The 14,953-nt window shown below is 63.0% G+C and carries 16 protein-coding genes and 1 pseudogene; 11 read left to right on the plus strand and 6 right to left on the minus strand.

Features of this window, described 5'->3' with window-relative positions:
* From EN990_RS23505 to EN990_RS23525, 5 genes and pseudogenes are all read left to right on the plus strand, one after another.
* Positions 1–462 (plus strand): annotated as a pseudogene (locus tag EN990_RS23505) (DNA repair protein RecN); the annotation flags it as partial.
* Positions 463–574: 112 nt separating this feature from the next.
* Entirely contained in the window at positions 575–2,779 is a 2,205-nt protein-coding gene (ligA, locus tag EN990_RS23510) for an NAD-dependent DNA ligase LigA (RefSeq protein WP_127385039.1), read from the plus strand.
* Entirely contained in the window at positions 2,779–3,471 is a 693-nt protein-coding gene (locus EN990_RS23515; protein WP_013530968.1) for a TIGR02453 family protein, read from the plus strand. Before ligA ends, EN990_RS23515 begins: the two co-directional genes overlap by 1 nt.
* Before the next feature lie 157 nt (positions 3,472–3,628).
* Positions 3,629–4,357, plus strand: coding sequence for an AzlC family ABC transporter permease (locus EN990_RS23520; RefSeq protein WP_013530969.1), 729 nt, complete (start codon positions 3,629–3,631; stop codon positions 4,355–4,357).
* Entirely contained in the window at positions 4,354–4,650 is a 297-nt protein-coding gene (locus EN990_RS23525) for an AzlD family protein (RefSeq protein WP_013530970.1), read from the plus strand. Before EN990_RS23520 ends, EN990_RS23525 begins: the two co-directional genes overlap by 4 nt.
* Before the next feature lie 183 nt (positions 4,651–4,833).
* On the opposite strand, the gene EN990_RS23530 is transcribed toward EN990_RS23525, so the two are convergent.
* The 3 genes from EN990_RS23530 to EN990_RS23540 form a co-directional block, all read right to left on the minus strand.
* Entirely contained in the window at positions 4,834–6,678 is a 1,845-nt protein-coding gene (locus EN990_RS23530) for an aminopeptidase P family protein (RefSeq protein WP_127385040.1), read from the minus strand.
* 137 nt (positions 6,679–6,815) lie between these two features.
* Positions 6,816–7,688, minus strand: a complete 873-nt coding sequence (locus tag EN990_RS23535; protein ID WP_013530972.1) for a 50S ribosomal protein L11 methyltransferase — start codon at positions 7,686–7,688, stop codon at positions 6,816–6,818.
* A 10-nt stretch (positions 7,689–7,698) separates the two neighbouring features.
* A complete protein-coding gene (locus tag EN990_RS23540) occupies positions 7,699–8,277 on the minus strand; it encodes an SCO family protein (protein ID WP_013530973.1) in 579 nt (192 codons plus the stop codon).
* Positions 8,278–8,465: 188 nt separating this feature from the next.
* Between EN990_RS23540 and EN990_RS23545 the strand changes: the two genes are divergently transcribed.
* The 3 genes from EN990_RS23545 to EN990_RS23555 all read left to right on the plus strand — a co-directional run bounded on the left by EN990_RS23545 (position 8,466) and on the right by EN990_RS23555 (position 10,248).
* On the plus strand, positions 8,466–8,984 hold the full coding sequence (locus EN990_RS23545) for a CreA family protein (RefSeq protein WP_024501452.1): 519 nt from the start codon (positions 8,466–8,468) through the stop codon (positions 8,982–8,984).
* 138 nt (positions 8,985–9,122) lie between these two features.
* A complete protein-coding gene (locus tag EN990_RS23550; protein ID WP_063168299.1) occupies positions 9,123–9,764 on the plus strand; it encodes a DapH/DapD/GlmU-related protein in 642 nt (213 codons plus the stop codon).
* Positions 9,765–9,954: 190 nt separating this feature from the next.
* Positions 9,955–10,248, plus strand: coding sequence for a hypothetical protein (locus EN990_RS23555; protein ID WP_013530976.1), 294 nt, complete (start codon positions 9,955–9,957; stop codon positions 10,246–10,248).
* A gap of 105 nt (positions 10,249–10,353) precedes the next feature.
* Here the strand turns inward: EN990_RS23555 and EN990_RS23560 are convergent, their stop codons facing one another.
* Positions 10,354–11,601 carry a hypothetical protein gene (locus EN990_RS23560; RefSeq protein WP_013530977.1) on the minus strand — a complete coding sequence of 416 codons (1,248 nt, stop codon included), beginning with the start codon at positions 11,599–11,601 and terminating at the stop codon, positions 10,354–10,356.
* 262 nt (positions 11,602–11,863) lie between these two features.
* Here EN990_RS23560 and EN990_RS23565 point away from each other — a divergent pair, with 262 nt between their 5' ends.
* On the plus strand, positions 11,864–12,289 hold the full coding sequence (locus EN990_RS23565) for a low affinity iron permease family protein (protein WP_013530978.1): 426 nt from the start codon (positions 11,864–11,866) through the stop codon (positions 12,287–12,289).
* Between the two features lie 3 nt (positions 12,290–12,292).
* Here the strand turns inward: EN990_RS23565 and EN990_RS23570 are convergent, their stop codons facing one another.
* Positions 12,293–13,159, minus strand: coding sequence for an SDR family NAD(P)-dependent oxidoreductase (locus EN990_RS23570; RefSeq protein WP_127385041.1), 867 nt, complete (start codon positions 13,157–13,159; stop codon positions 12,293–12,295).
* Positions 13,160–13,322: 163 nt separating this feature from the next.
* Between EN990_RS23570 and EN990_RS23575 the strand changes: the two genes are divergently transcribed.
* A complete protein-coding gene (locus tag EN990_RS23575) occupies positions 13,323–13,604 on the plus strand; it encodes a hypothetical protein (RefSeq protein ID WP_027160626.1) in 282 nt (93 codons plus the stop codon).
* 53 nt (positions 13,605–13,657) lie between these two features.
* On the opposite strand, the gene EN990_RS23580 is transcribed toward EN990_RS23575, so the two are convergent.
* The gene (locus EN990_RS23580; RefSeq protein ID WP_013530981.1) at positions 13,658–14,233 is read right to left on the minus strand and encodes a TMEM175 family protein; all 576 of its coding nucleotides are present in this window, start codon (positions 14,231–14,233) and stop codon (positions 13,658–13,660) included.
* A 70-nt stretch (positions 14,234–14,303) separates the two neighbouring features.
* On the opposite strand from EN990_RS23580, the gene EN990_RS23585 reads away from it, so the two are divergent.
* Positions 14,304–14,876, plus strand: coding sequence for an SH3 domain-containing protein (locus EN990_RS23585; protein ID WP_245469202.1), 573 nt, complete (start codon positions 14,304–14,306; stop codon positions 14,874–14,876).
* Positions 14,877–14,953 lie beyond the last annotated feature (77 nt).

Raw genomic sequence — 14,953 nt, forward strand, 5'->3', positions numbered from 1 at the left:
GAAGAGGGCATCGACCAGATCGAATTCTGGGTGCGCACCAATCCAGGCACGCGGCCCGGGCCGATGATGAAAGTGGCGTCCGGCGGCGAACTTTCGCGCTTCCTTCTGGCGTTGAAGGTCGCGCTGGCCGACCGCGGCTCGGCGCCGACGCTGGTTTTCGATGAAATCGATACTGGGGTGGGCGGCGCTGTCGCCGACGCGATCGGCCAGCGGCTGGCGCGGCTGTCGAAGCGCGTCCAGGTGCTCTCGGTGACGCATGCGCCACAGGTCGCGGCACGCGCGGCGACGCATTTCCTGATCTCCAAATCCGGCACCACCGACCGTGTCGCCACCGGCATTGCCGAGATGGACCGGCCGGCGCGGCAGGAAGAGATCGCGCGCATGCTGGCCGGCGCCACCATCACCGACGAGGCGCGCGCCGCCGCCGAGCGATTGCTGCGTGAAAACACCACGGCCGCATAAGAACAACAGGTGTCAGGGATCGAGTCAGGATATGGCTCCATCCTGCTGTTCAGGAATGATTTTCCCAAAATCCTGATCTATTGTGGCGGGCCACCGTCCGGGGAAGGAAAGCATGGCTGAAAAACCTGTCGATTCGCTCAGTGAGAGCGAGGCCGAAGCCGAGCTGAAGCGGCTGGCGGAAGAGATCGCCGAGCACGACCGGCGCTACCATACCGAAGATGCGCCTGTTATCACCGATGCCGAGTATGATGCGCTGGCGCGGCGCAACCTTGCCATCGAGGAGCGCTTTCCGGCGCTGGTGCGCGAGGATTCGCCATCGCTCAGGGTCGGAGCAGCGCCCGCGGAAGGCTTTACCAAGGTGCGCCATGCCGTGCCGATGCTCAGCCTTGCCAAGGCCTATACCGACGATGATGTCACGGATTTCATCGAACGCGGGCGGCGGTTCTTCGATCGCGACAAGGAACTCGACATTGCGTTCACGGCCGAACCGAAGATCGACGGGCTATCGGCTTCGCTGCGTTACGAAAACGGTGTGTTCGTGCAGGGCGCAACGCGTGGCAACGGCGCCGTCGGCGAAGACATCACCGCCAATTTGAAGACCATCGCCGACATCCCTGCAAAGCTGAAAGGCTCGGGCTGGCCCGAAACCATCGAGATACGCGGCGAGGTCTACATGACCTATGCGGAATTCGAGGCGCTGAAGCAGCGCTCGGCCGCCGTCGGCGGCCAGGACTACGTCAATCCGCGCAACACGGCGGCCGGGTCGCTGCGCCAGAAGGATCCGTCCGTCACCGCCAGCCGAAACCTCAAATTCTTCGCCTATGCCTGGGGTTACACGACAGCGGATCCGGCTCCGACCCAGTATGATTCGGTGCAGAAATTCGCCGAGTGGGGGTTCAAGATCAGTCCGCTGATGGTGCGGGCGAAATCGGCCAAGGAGTTGATCGCGCATTATCATCGGATCGAGGAGCAGCGCTCCGCGCTCGGCTACGATATCGACGGCGTCGTCTACAAGGTCGACCAGCTGGAGTTGCAACGCCGCTGGGGCTTCGTCACCGGCGAACCGCGCTGGGCGATCGCGCATAAATTTCCGGCCGAACAGGCGATGACGACCGTTCAGAAGATCGACATCCAGGTCGGCCGTACCGGTACGCTGGCGCCGGTCGCGCGGCTGGCGCCGGTCACGGTCGGCGGCGTCGTGGTCGAGAACGTCACGCTGCACAATGAGGATTACATCAAGGGCCTGGACTCGACCGGCCAGCCGATCCGCGACGGCATCGACGTGCGCATCGGCGATACGGTCGTGATCCAGCGGGCAGGCGATGTCATTCCGCAGATCGTCAGCGTCGTCATCGACAAGCGGCCGGCCGATGCCGTGCCGTACGAATTCCCGCACACCTGTCCGATCTGCGGCTCGCCGGCGACGCGCGAGATCAACGAGAAGACCGGCAAGGAGGATTCCCGCCGCCGCTGCACCGGCGAGCTGATCTGCCCGGCGCAGGCGGTGGAAGGATTGCGCCACTTCGTGTCGCGCGGTGCCCTGGACATCGAAGGCCTCGGCGCGGAGAACATAGACACGTTCTTCAACGCGGGATTGATCAGGACCGCCGCCGATATCTTCACGCTCAGGGATCGCCGTCCGGCTGTCACCAGGGCGCTGGCGGAACGGCGCGAGGAACAGGCGAGGCAGCGCGAGGCCGCATCGGGCAAGACGCGCAAGAACGTGCGCAGCGTCGAGGACCGCAATTATGAGGGCCTCGACAAGCTGTTCGCGGCCATCGACTCACGCCGCGAGCCGGAACTCGACCGTTTCATCTTCGCGCTCGGCATCCGCCATATCGGCGAAACGACGGCGGCTGTGCTTGCCCGCACCTTCTCGACCATCGAGGAACTGATCCGCGTGGGCAAGGAAACAGCGGCAGCGGAAGATCCGCACAGTGTCTTCCCCTCGGTCAACGGTATCGGCGATACCGTGATCGACGCGTTGCGCGACTTCTTCGGCAATGAGCGCAATGACGACGTGCTTGATGCGTTGCTCCGCCAAGTCAAGCCGAAGCCGTATATCGTCAACGTCTCGGCCGACAGCGAGGTCGCCGGCAAGACGGTCGTCTTCACCGGCTCGCTGGAAAAGATGACACGCTCCGAGGCCAAGGCGATGGCGGAGCGCCTCGGCGCCAAGGTCGCGGGCTCGGTTTCGGCGAAGACGGATCTGGTGGTCGCCGGGCCGGGTGCCGGCTCCAAGCTCAAGCTCGCCAGCGAACTCGGCATCGAGGTCATCGACGAAGATGCCTGGCTGGCGCGGATCGGCAAGGCCTGATGGACGGCGCATTCAAAGGGTTCGGCCCAAAAGCCATTCCGTTCCTCAAGGCGCTGGATTTCCACCAGAGCCGAGAGTGGTTTTTGGAGAACCGTGACTTGTTCGAACAGGAATTGCGCGATCCGCTCAGTGATCTCGTCGACACGCTGACCGAGCGCTTCGCAAAGGCGGGTCTCGGCCTGCGCGGCGACCGCAAGAAGTCGCTGTTCCGAATCAACCGCGACGTGCGCTTCGCCAAGGACAAGCGGCCTTACAACAGGCATTTGTCTGCCATCCTGTCGCCCGACGGCACCAAGATGGAGCAGGGCGTGTTCTACGTCCATGTCGGGCTTGAGCGCTGCTTCGCCGACATTGCCTGGTGGCAGCCGGAGCCGGCGCTGCTGCTGGCGATGCGCAAAGCCATCGCGACGAAGCCGGACAGGTTTCGCGCCCTGGTGGCGGCGTTGAAGAAGAACCGGCTTGAACTCGAGACCGAAGGCCGTATGAAGCGTACGCCACGCGGCTTCGAGGAAATCAGCGATCCCGACCTTGTCGCCGCCATCCGCAACCGGCATTTTGTCGTCCAGCATGTTATCGATCCCGCGGGAATCCATACGGCTGATCTGGTCGACGAGCTCGTCGATTTCACCTTGCGCGCCAAGCCGCTGCTCGACTGGGGCAGGGCGATCGAGGGCAAGATCCTGAAGGAATAAGCGTCTAACTCAGCCGATCCAGCGATCATTTCCGCTGATCGTTTGGCTCAAGCGAATTCGTGTGACACGGCAAGCCGCGCCACCTACATACCGCGCTTCCCTTGTTGTTGTGCATGTCGTTATCCCCCTTTTGGGCGACATGCATCAGGAGTGGTTGATGGCGACGGACGTAATTTCCGAGAGCGGCGACAGAAGCGATTTCTGGCAAGGCGTGCGGCTGTCGATGCCTGTGGTGGTGGCCTCGGCGCCGTTTGCGGTGCTGTTCGGCGCGCTCGCCGTGGACAATGGCTTCTCGGTCCTGGAAGCCTTTCTGATGAGTGCGCTGGTCTATGGCGGCGCCAGCCAGATGGTCGGCATCCAGCTGTTCGGCCAGCATGTGGCGCCGTGGCTGATCGTGCTGTCGATCTTCGCCGTCAATTTCCGCCACGTGCTCTATTCCGCCGGCATCGGCCGGCGCATCGCGCACTGGCCTGTCATCCAGCAGGTACTAGGCTATTTCATCCTCACCGATCCGCAATTCGCGGTGGCCGAGGCGAGGGCGCAATCCGGCCAGACGGTCGGCTTTGCCTGGTATCTGGGACTTGGCTTGCCTGTCTATCTGTTCTGGATCGTCGAAAGCGCGCTTGGTGCGCTGTTCGGCAAGCTGATCCCCGACACGCACGCGCTGGGCATCGATTTCCTGCTGCCGATCTATTTCCTCGGTCTCGTGCTGGGCTTCCGCAAGCGGCCTCTGTGGCTGCCGGTGGTCATTGCCAGCGCTGCCGCCTCCATCATCGCCTACAAGACCGTGGGCTCGCCCTGGCATGTCTCGATTGGCGCTGTTGCCGGTGTGCTGCTGGCGGTCATCCTGCCTCCCCACCATAGCGGCGTAAAGGCACGGCCATGAGCACGACCTTCTGGATCATTATCGCCGGCGCAATCGCGACCTATCTGACGCGCATCGGCGGGCACCTGGTGATATCGCGCTTCGATACCATCCATCCCCGCGTCGAGGCCGGCCTCAATGCCGTGCCGGCGGCGGTGCTGACGACGCTGGTAGCGCCCGAGCTGTTGAACGCCGGCCCGGCGGAATGGGCCGCACTGGTGGTCACCGCCGTGGTTTCGCTGCGCGGTGGGTTGATGGCGATGTTTTTGGCGGGCGCGGCGGTATTGATCGTGGCGCGGCAGTTCGTCGGGTAGGGCGTATCGATATTCAGGTGATGACGGCCTGCAAACGGCGGCTTCCTGCGCTTCCCCGTTCTACCGCGTCGCGGTAGAACTGAGCTCACGTACCCAAAAGTACGCTCCGCTCCGGTTCACGGAACCCATCGTTTTCGGCTCGTCCTGACCTGAATTCCGCCACGCCCTCGGCGCCTCAGAAAATCAGATCTTCGCGTCGTGCGGCAGCGGCGCGGTGGCCTTCTCCAGCCAGGCCAGCGTTTCGCCGTCGAGCATCGGGCCGATTTCGGCCAGCACGCGCGCGTGGTACGAGTCCAGCCAATGCAGCTCGTCACGCGTCAGAAGGTCCGACTGCACCAGCCTGGTATCGATCGGCGCCAGCGTCAGCGTCTCGAAGCCGTGCATGGCGATGTCGCCGCCCTCGATCTCTTGCGCCGGCGTCACCAGGATCAGGTTCTCGATGCGGATGCCGTAGGAGCCTTCCTTGTAGTAGCCGGGCTCGTTGGACAGCATCATGCCTTCGAGCAGCTTTTCGGTGCCGGTGCGGGCGATACGCTGCGGGCCTTCATGCACGGCCAGATACGAGCCGACGCCATGGCCGGTGCCGTGGGCGAAGTCGCAGCCGTGCTTCCACAGCGCCATGCGCGCGACGGCATCGATCTCGGAGCCGCGCGTGCCGGCGGGAAAGCGCAAGGTGGAAATGCCGATCATGCCTTTCAGCACCAGGGTGAAGCGTTCGCGCATCTCCTGCGTCGGCTGGCCGATCGGCACGGTGCGGGTGATGTCGGTGGTGCCGTCCTGATACTGCGCGCCGGAATCGAGCAGGAACAGCTCGCCGGCCTGCAGCTTGCGGCTGGTGGCGCGCGACACGCGGTAATGCATGATGGCGCCGTTCGGGCCGGCGCCCGAAATGGTGTCGAAGGAGACGTCGCGCAGCGGCATCTGGGTTTCCTCGCCGGTCCGCCGGCGCTGTTCCTCCAGCCTGGTGACGACAGCGATCTCGTCGAGCGAGCCGGGTTTTTGCCGCTCCAGCCAGCACAGCAATTTCGCCACGGCCGCACCGTCACGGCGATGCGCGGCGCGCGAGCCGTTGATCTCGGCCTGGTTCTTGGTGGCGCGCGGGATTCGGGCAGGATCTGCTGCTGCAATGACGGCGCCGCCATTGTCCTCGACCAGCATGCGCAGCCGGTCAGCCGCCAGCACCGGGTCGAGCGCGATTTTCGCGCCACTCTTGGCAAGCGCTGTGATCGCGGCTTCGAATTCGCCGGGCTCATGCGGCTCGGCGAGCTGGGTGAGGTAGGCGGCGACCTGGCGCGAGAATTTGCGCTTATCCATGAAAAGCTGGTGCGACCCATCGGCGGCGAGGATGGCGAAGCCGAGCGCCAGCGGCGTGTGCGGCACGTCGCCGCCACGGATGTTGAAGGCCCAGGCGATGGAGGAGGGGTCGGTCAGCACCGCATGGGTGGCGCCGTCCTTGGCGATCGCCGCCGCCAGCCGCGCCAGCTTGTCCTTGGCGAGCTCGCCGGCAAAGCCGATCGGGTGGAGCTCGACCGGGGCCACCGGCGCGTCGGGCTGATCCTTCCAGATGATGTCGATCGGGTTTTTGTCGAGCGGCACCAGTACGGCGCCGTTCTTGTCGACTGAGGCCTGCAGCGCCTTGACCTCGCTGATCGTGTGCAGCCATGGATCGAAGCCGAGTCGTGCGCCCTTGCCGAGATTGTCTTTCAGCCAGACTGCCGGGGGATTGTCGACCAGGCTTTCGATCGAAAAGACGTCGAGATCGACCTCGCTGCGCACCTGCAGCGTGTAGCGCCCGTCGACAAAGACGAAGGCGCGATCGCGCAGGACGATGGCGACGCCGGCCGAGCCGCTGAAGCCGGTCAGCCATTTCAGCCGCGCCGAACGATCGGCGACATATTCGCCCTGATGCTCGTCGGCACGCGGGACGATGAAGCCGTCCAGCCCGTTGGCTTCAAGCCATTGGCGCAGCAGCGCCACGCGCGGTTCGCCGACGGCCGGGTCGCCCGCGGAATCGAAGGTCTGGAACATGGCGGGTCTCCTGCAGTCCGCGCAACCGTAACGTACGGTCGCGGAAATCGGAATCGATTTCCGGCTGCGTGCAACCTGCTACAGCATCGCCGGACTGACAACTGGGGGAATTTGGTCCAGGCTCGGTCGGTGCCGGTCTAGTGCTTCAGGTGGATCGTCACCCAGCCCTCGCGGTGCAAGGTTCTGACATGGCGGAAATTCTGGCCGACATAGGCCGAGATGACCGCGTCCCGCTGGCGCTCGAGGATGCCCGACAGCACGATCGAGCCGCCAAGTGCGATATGATGGGCCATTTGCGGCGCCAGCCGCATCAGCGGCCGCGCCAATATGTTGGCGACGATCAGATCGAAGGGCGCGCGCTTGCCGAAGATCGGATGGTGAAAGCCGGGCGCGGTTGCTGTTTCCACCAGTGCCTTGACGTGGTTGAGCCGCGCATTGGCGGCAGCCACCCGCACCGCCACCGGATCGATGTCGGTGGCCAGCACCGGAATGTGCGCCAGCTTGGCGACGGCGATCGCCAGTACCGCGCTGCCGGTGCCGAGGTCGAGCGCATTGCGCGGGTGTTCGCGCCGGACCACTCTTTCCAGCATTTCCAGGCAGCCGGCGGTGGTGCCGTGATGGCCGGTGCCGAAGGCGAGGCCGGCTTCGATTTCGATGGCGAGTTCGCCGCTGTGGCGTTTCCTGCGGTCATGTGCGCCGTGGACGAAGAAACGTCCGGCACGCACCGGCTTCAGCTCTTCCAGCGAATGCGCCACCCAGTCGATGTCGGGCAGGGGCTCGCGCTCGATCGGCTTCGACAGGGAAAGGCCGGCAAGGATGTCCTTCAAGCGGGTCTCGACCGCATCGACGTCGCCATCGGCATAGAGCGATACTTCGTGGATGTCCTTGTCCTCGTCGACCTCCAGCACGGCGATCGGCAGCCCCTCTTCCTCGAAGGCCGCCTCAAGCGCCGCGAAAATGCTGACGGACTCGATCTTTCCGGTGGTGAAGTAAAGGCGCGTCTGGGTCATGAAATGGTAATCAGCCTTTCGCCGCCAGCCGCTTCAGCTTGGCGATGGCCGTATCGGCGCTTTCGCCGTAGGCGATTGTGCCGGCAAAATCGCCCTTGGCGTTGAGCAGCAGCACCGAGGCGGTATGATCCATCGTGTAGTCGCCGTCGCCCGTGTCGACCTTCTTCCAATAGATGCCGAACGACTTGGCCATGGCATGGACCTTGTCCGGAGCGCCCGTGATGCCGACGATACGGTCGGAGAAATTGCTGACATAGGCGTTCATCACCTCAGGCGTGTCGCGCTCCGGATCGACCGATACGAAATAGGCGTGCAGGTTCTTGCCGTCGTCGCCGAGCGTCTTCAGCCAGCCGGCCAGTTCGAACAGCGTGGTCGGGCAGACCTCGGGGCAATGGGTGAAGCCGAAGAAGACGACGCTGGGCTGGCCCCGGAAGGCGGCTTCGGTGATCGGCGCGCCTTTCTGGTCGACCAGAGTAAAGGCGGCCCCGAATGGCTCGCCGCCATAGTGGCCGCGATACCAGTCGAAAGTCAGCCAGCCGATGCCGGCCGCCATCAGGACGAGAATACCGACCAGGATAGAACGCATCATCAGAAAAGTCCGTCTGCAGAAATCGTCGCGCCGGCTCAATGCCGCGCCTGTGCGACAGTCTTAGCGGTTCGGCCCCGCACAGGCAAAGTGCCGCGTTGCCGCAACCGCTGCGGTGTCGACCTATCTGCTTGCAAAGCCGGGCCGCTCGCCCCACCTGTGACCGGCAACTCGAACCGCAGGAGGGTCCCTTGCAACGACTGATTGGGCACGGACTGATTGGGCGAAGACTGATCGGCGGTGCCTTGGCCGCGTGCGTTGTCCTAGGTGCCGGGGCCGCCGTGGCCGATGAAGTCGGCAAGGTCGGCGTCGACTGGCTCGGCAACGACATCATCGTCGAGGCGATCAAGGACCCCAAGGTGGAGGGCGTGACATGTCACGTCTCCTATTTCGATCGCGGCATCATCGATCGCCTGCACAAGGGCAACTGGTTCGAGGATCCGTCCGATTCCTCGATCTCCTGCCGCCAGACCGGCCCGATCACCATCGGCGACATCGACATGAGCGAGGGCGGCGAGGAAGTGTTCAAGCAAGGCATCAGCCTGATCTGGAAGAAGCAGGTGGTGAACCGTATCTACGACAAGGCCAACGAGACGCTGATCTATCTCTCGCATTCGCGCCAGGTGCAGAACGGCTCGGCGAAAATGTCGGTCACCACCGTGCCGCTCTACGGCCAGAACGTGGTGTGGAGCAAAGGCAAGCCGCAATAGGCGATTCAGTTCCTTCCCGGGCGCACGATTGGCCCCGCTTGCGGGACCAATCGCCTGGGCGAATCCTTGCCGGGAAACGATCTGACGGACGATTGGCCCCGCTTGCGGGACCAATCGCCTAGGGGTAAAGCCGCCGGCATGGACCGTTCCGAAGATCTCGTCCCGAAAGACCCCGAGCCACGCATCCATCCGACCGCGGAGTTGAAGGCGTGCAAGCTTGGGCGTTATGCCTCGATCGGCGAGCGGGTGGTGCTTCGCGAGGTCACCGTCGGCGACTTCTCCTATTTCGAACGCCATTCGGAAGCGATCTACACGACGATCGGCAAATTCTGCTCGATCGCCGCCAACAGCCGCATCAATGCGCTGGAGCATCCCATAGAGCGGCTGACCCAGCACAAGCTCAGCTACCGGCCGAACGAGTATTTTCGCTGGCTGGGCGTCGATGCCGCCTTCCGCGAACGGCGGCAGGCGAAAGCCGTGACCATCGGCCATGATGTCTGGATCGGCCACGGCGCGGTGATCATGCCCGGGGTCACCATCGGCAATGGCGCGGTGGTTGGCGCCAACGCAGTGGTGACGCGTGATGTGCCGCCCTACGCGATCGTCGCCGGCGTGCCGGCGAAGGCTCTCCGGCCACGCTTCGCTCCGGATATCGCGGCGCGGATCGAAGCTCTCGCCTGGTGGAACTGGCCGGTCGAAAAGCTCGCCAGAGCGGTTCCCGACATGCAGGCAATGCCGATCGAAGCATTCCTCGATCGTTGGGAAAACGACGCCGTCTGACCAGCTCAAGACGTCGACGGTAACCAATTTTCTTAACGTAAAATATTAAAGTTAAGAAATGGAAAACGGATTGTATCCGTGAAATTAAACACTCCAAGGTTGCAAGACTTTCGGCAAAATGCACTACTCGTTTCGGGGGTAAGTCGTAAGAAGTCGAAGAAAACACTACTAGCAACAATGGAGAGAAGTCATGAAGAAGTTCGCTTTTGTACTCACCGCTGCTATGGTTTCGTTCTCGACTGTCGGCGCCTATGCCGGCGGCTGGGGAGGTAGCTCGGGTAGCCTGATCAATGTGTCGCCGTCCATCGGTGTCGGCCAGGTGACCGCGCTCAATGGCATCCTGAGTGGCAACAACATCCTGAGCGGCAATGTCGTCCAGGGCATTCTGAACGGCAACAAGACCAACGTCCTTACCGGCGTTCTCAGCGGTATCGGCGTCAATGTCCTTGGCGGCAACAGCTACAAGCTGGGCGGCCGTCACTGAGCAGGAAAGTCACGGGCATCCTTATGTCACGTGTCGTGGGCAGGAGGGTCTTCAACACCCTCCTGCCTCCGCTTGTGGGCCTACCCAGTCAAGCGCGGGAATGAGCTAGATCTTCGCCCGCAGGCCCACAAATGCATCGACCGTGTGTTCGCGCTCGTCGATCACGGTCTTGAAGGTCTCGGAAACGTCGACGCGAACGACAATGGCCATCGATTTGGTCGCGTTGTACGTCGCTTCGGCATAGACGCCCTTGCGGCGCTCCTGGTTCTCGTAGAGCAAATTGTCCTTGAGCTCATAGAAGATGCCGGAAGCGATGCCGAGGTTTTCGCGCACCTTCATGCCAAGTTCCAGTTCCGCGCGCTGCAGCCACGAAGCCAGGGGGTCGTCGGTTTCGGACGTTTCGTAGCGGCCGAAATAGGTGCCGCGCAGCTCGAAGCCGTGCGGCAGAGGCTTGCCGAAGGTGACTTGCCAGGTCGGACGCCAGCGCTGGTAGATGTTATCGGCGCCGCGCAGGAACTGCGCACCCAAGGCCACGCCGAGCGTCGAACCATCGGTGGCCTTGTAGGCCGCCTCGGCGCGCAGCGTATAGGCGTTGAACGACAGGAACAGCGGCGGGTAACCGATTTCCTCGACGCTGGCGAAGAGCGCAGACGCGGACGCGCCGAAGGCAAGCTGGCCAACTGTTCGGGTGACCCGAGCCGCCAACTGGAAGAGATTGCGGTCGGCATGCAGCTTCGCCGGCAAGATGAGATCTTCCTGGAAATGCGTCGCGCCGAGCTTTTCGTAGCTGTCGGCGGCCTCGAGGATCAGCGATGTGGCGTTGCCGAGGTCGATGCCGAGTTGTGTCTGGGCGCCGAAGACCTGCTTGAACTCCCGCGTACCCAGCGTCAGCGGGCCGATATCCAGATTGTCGCCGGTGCTGGAGACGCGATAGCTCAGCGATCCCCTCAGTTCGAGACCCGGGCCGAGCCGGCGGAAGGCCTCGGCCGACAGCGACAATCCGCGGTCGTCCTCGATCGACGTCTTGTCGTAATGCGTTACCTGGAAGTCCGCGCTGAATTTCGCGTTGGCGTCGTTGTCGCCCCATTGCTGCTGCAGCGAACCGCGCAACAGTGTGTACCAGTCCTTGACCGCATGGTCGCTGTCCAGCGCGTTGTTGGTCCAATGCCTTTCGAGACTGCCGGTGATTGTCGGATCGGTCGCTATTTCGGCAGCCGGTGCTGTTGATGGTTCTGCCCTGGCGGTCACGGCCGCGCAGGCCATCAGCAGGCCTAGGCCGGCGCTGCCAAGCAATCTGCGGGAAAGTGGAGCGACCGTCTGTCCTTCTGCCGGTCGGCGCTTTCGGGAAACCATGCTCCGCGCTCTCCGGACTGAAACCCCTTCCGCCATGCGGGGGTGGCGCAGCGGAAGGGGCTGGAGGTAAACCGCTGTGAAGCGGAAGGAACAGGCACTCTTGCCTGCAGGAGTACTGTGGCATTGAACCCATAAGGTGTGTTTTCCAGACTATTCTCCCTATGCGTGTAGGCAATTGTACCTGAGGTATTTGTTCGCATCGGGAACCTGAAGCGGTCGCTGATTGTTTCTCATCGCGCCGCAGCGTCGAGGATTCCGATAGATGGAAAAGCATTTCACCAAGGTTGCCAACTGGGTCGCCCGCATAGCCGGCCTGCCGCCGACATTCGCCGTCTGTTGCCTCATCATCATCGCCTGGGGGGTGAGCGGTCCGTTCTTCGGCTTTTCGGACACTTGGCAACTCGTCATCAACACGGGCACGACCATCATCACCTTCCTGATGGTCTTCCTGATCCAGAACACTCAGAACCGCGACGGCGCGGCGATCCAGGCCAAGCTCGACGAACTGATCCGGGTCGGCAAGGGCCACAACCACTTCATCGGCATCGAGCATCTGACCGAATCCGAAGTCGAGGAAATCCGCGCCAAATGCGAGCGTGCGGCAAAGCGGCATGACGAACAGATCGCCGACATCGCGGCGAAGAAGGCCGTGGCACAGAAGCGCGGGTCGAAAAAGCAAGCGGCCTGAAGATCAGCCTTTCATGAAGGCTGCGAAACTGCCTTTGTGGTCCGGATGCCAGCGCGACAAAGCGGGGCGGTTCTCGATGATGTCGCCGATCGCCCAGGCCATGCGCTTTTCATCCAGCGGCCGGGCCGCCTCATTGTCCGGGCACAGGATGTAGAAATCTCCCCTGGTCAGGGATTCCAGCATGAAATCCACAACCTGTTCGCCGGTCCAGGCGCCGGCCGGTTTTTCCGTCGCACCCTCGGTCAGACCGGTAAAGGTGAAGCCGGGGATCAGCAGATGGGCAGCGACATGGGCGCCGGGTTCGTTGCGCAACGCGTGCGCCAGGCCTTCCGTGAAGGCTTTCACTCCTGCCTTGGAGACATTGTAGGCAAGATTGCCGGGCGGCGTGGTGATGCCTTGCTTGGAGCCTGTGTTGACGATCAGACCCGGCCTGGCCGAGGCCAGCATGCGCGGCGCGAAGGCCTCCACGCCATGCACAACGCCCCAGAAATTGATGTCCAGCAGCCGTTTCCAGGCATCGCGGTTTTCCCACGGCTTTCCGGGGTTGTCGCCCACGCCGGCATTGTTCATCAGCAGCGACACGCCGCCGAAGGCGCCGAACGCCCTCTCGGCGAGACGGTCCACCTCATCCGCCTTCGAAACGTCGGCGGCGACGGCAAGCACGGCACCGTCGCCGGCAATCGCGGAAACGGCGCGCGAGGCGTCGTCAAGCCGCGCGCCGCCAATGTCGGCCAGCACGATCTTCATGCCTAGCAATGCAAGCCGCTTGGCGGCCGCCAGACCGATGCCGCTGGCAGCGCCGGTGATCACGGCGGCATTGCCTGGAGCAAGCGCGGGCAGGGCGGTCTGGATCTCGGCGTCGGTGATCATGGGCGATGGATTCCTTGTTCGATGGCGCCGAACTTAGCGCCGGAACGGGCCGGTGCAAGCCTCTGCTCGTCTTGTCGGGTTGACCAGTCCGGCCGAGGCTGCGCATGTTGCCCCTTGTCCCCGCAAAAGAGATTTAGGCCTGGGGACAAACGGAGGTTCCTGATTGACGGACTGGGTTGCAATTCTGAAGGAGCAGACCGCCATTGGCGACCAGATGGGCCGCGAGGTGCCGCAGATGCTGGCCAATCCCGACATCAGCGAAGCGCAGGTGAAGACACTCTTTTCCGCGCTGGAGAAACAAGCCGAGTTCGTCGAGAAACTGCGCATGGCGCTGGAAAAATTCGGCCATGATTTCTCGATCATCAAGGCCGCGGAACGGCTGGAGGAGCTCTATGCCGACCTCGCCGCATCGGTGGCGGAAAAACTGAAAGCGATGCGCAAGTAGGGCAACTCTGGGAAAGCCGTGCAGCGCTCTGCCTTGAAAATGTGTGAAGACAGCTACTTTTCGATCACCCGCGCAAAGCGCCTATCCGGTACGAGCCATATCATCGCGACCAGCACATAGAGCGCGACGCCGATCCACTGGCTGACGAAGGTCAGCACGACGGCCACGATATAGACAGCCAGCGAGAGCTTCCCCTTGCGGTCATTACCCAGCGCCTTGGCAAAGGCGGTATCATTGCCGTGCAGGCGATGCAGCGCGGCGGCGAGTATGGTGTAGGCGATGGCGCATAGCGCGAGGTCGGTGCCATAGACTGCTACCGGCACCGGCGCAAAGTGGTTCTCGCCCATGAAGGCTGTGGTCACCGGCATCAGCGACAGCCAGAACAGCAGATTGAGGTTCGCCCACAGCACGCGCCCGTCGACCCGCTGAACGGTGTGGAACATGTTGTGCAGATTGTTCCAGTAGATGCCGACATTGATGAAGGACAGCACGTAGCAGAAGAAGATCGGCCACAACGGCACCAAGGCGGAGAAATCCTCGCCATGCGGCACTTTCAACTCAAGCACCATGATGGTGATGATGATAGCCACGACGCCATCGGTGAATGCCTCGACCCTGCCTTTGCCCATGGATCCCACCTTTGCCCGTGATGAATTGTCGAAAGAGAGTAAACGCTAGCGGATGTTGAGGAGCCAATAAATGGCAACCGTGAAATTCCTCAACCATGTCCAAGGAAAATCCGGCATCAGTCCCGTTGGCCAGGACGGTTACGGCCGCCCACCTGTTGACTTTTCTTGGCTTGGCCGCTCCTCTTGCAGGGCAATCTTGGCCGGAGCAGGTGAACGGCCGGGATTCGAATGGAGGGGACTGATGAGATTTCGTTTTCTGCTTGTGGCCGCGACCATCATGGCCGCGGTGTTCGGGACGTCCGCCGCGGCCTTCGCCTACAGCGCTCACACCTCGACCAACCTCAACGTCCGCAGCGGGCCGGGAGCGGGATACGCCAAAGTGGGAACGCTGCCCGCCGGCTTCAGAGTCAATGTCACCGGCTGCCAGCCGGGCTGGTGTAGAATCCATGGCGGTGGCGTGAGCGGCTGGGCCAGCGCCGGTTATCTCGAACGCTCACAGATCGTTCGCCCGCCAATCATCATCGTGCGTCCGCCGCATCGGCCGCCACACTGGCACAAGCCGCACCGTCCTCCGCACCATCGGCCGCCGCACAGGCCGCGTCCCGGCAAGTGCAAGATCGCGCCCGGCTTTCCTTGCAGGTAAGGCCGACCGGTTGAACGATAGATGAGCCGCTGGCCCCGATCCGAGCCTGTTCAGCCGGCGGATATCCCGCTCAGGCA

It is taken from the genome of Mesorhizobium sp. M7A.F.Ca.US.005.03.1.1 (assembly GCF_003997975.1).
Classification (GTDB): Bacteria; Pseudomonadota; Alphaproteobacteria; order Rhizobiales; family Rhizobiaceae; genus Mesorhizobium; species Mesorhizobium ciceri.

Excerpts from the sequence above, each read along its gene's own strand:
- EN990_RS23560 (WP_013530977.1), bottom strand. The coding sequence starts at position 11,601 with ATGGTTTCCCGAAAGCGCCGACCGGCAGAAGGACAGACGGTCGCTCCA.
- EN990_RS23540 (WP_013530973.1), bottom strand. The coding sequence starts at position 8,277 with ATGATGCGTTCTATCCTGGTCGGTATTCTCGTCCTGATGGCGGCCGGC.
- EN990_RS23515 (WP_013530968.1), top strand. The coding sequence starts at position 2,779 with ATGGACGGCGCATTCAAAGGGTTCGGCCCAAAAGCCATTCCGTTCCTC.
- EN990_RS23585 (WP_245469202.1), top strand. The coding sequence starts at position 14,304 with ATGGCAACCGTGAAATTCCTCAACCATGTCCAAGGAAAATCCGGCATC.
- EN990_RS23550 (WP_063168299.1), top strand. The coding sequence starts at position 9,123 with ATGGACCGTTCCGAAGATCTCGTCCCGAAAGACCCCGAGCCACGCATC.
- EN990_RS23525 (WP_013530970.1), top strand. The coding sequence starts at position 4,354 with ATGAGCACGACCTTCTGGATCATTATCGCCGGCGCAATCGCGACCTAT.
- EN990_RS23530 (WP_127385040.1), bottom strand. The coding sequence starts at position 6,678 with ATGTTCCAGACCTTCGATTCCGCGGGCGACCCGGCCGTCGGCGAACCG.
- EN990_RS23555 (WP_013530976.1), top strand. The coding sequence starts at position 9,955 with ATGAAGAAGTTCGCTTTTGTACTCACCGCTGCTATGGTTTCGTTCTCG.
- EN990_RS23520 (WP_013530969.1), top strand. The coding sequence starts at position 3,629 with ATGGCGACGGACGTAATTTCCGAGAGCGGCGACAGAAGCGATTTCTGG.
- ligA (WP_127385039.1), top strand. The coding sequence starts at position 575 with ATGGCTGAAAAACCTGTCGATTCGCTCAGTGAGAGCGAGGCCGAAGCC.
- EN990_RS23535 (WP_013530972.1), bottom strand. The coding sequence starts at position 7,688 with ATGACCCAGACGCGCCTTTACTTCACCACCGGAAAGATCGAGTCCGTC.
- EN990_RS23580 (WP_013530981.1), bottom strand. The coding sequence starts at position 14,233 with ATGGGCAAAGGCAGGGTCGAGGCATTCACCGATGGCGTCGTGGCTATC.
- EN990_RS23565 (WP_013530978.1), top strand. The coding sequence starts at position 11,864 with ATGGAAAAGCATTTCACCAAGGTTGCCAACTGGGTCGCCCGCATAGCC.
- EN990_RS23570 (WP_127385041.1), bottom strand. The coding sequence starts at position 13,159 with ATGATCACCGACGCCGAGATCCAGACCGCCCTGCCCGCGCTTGCTCCA.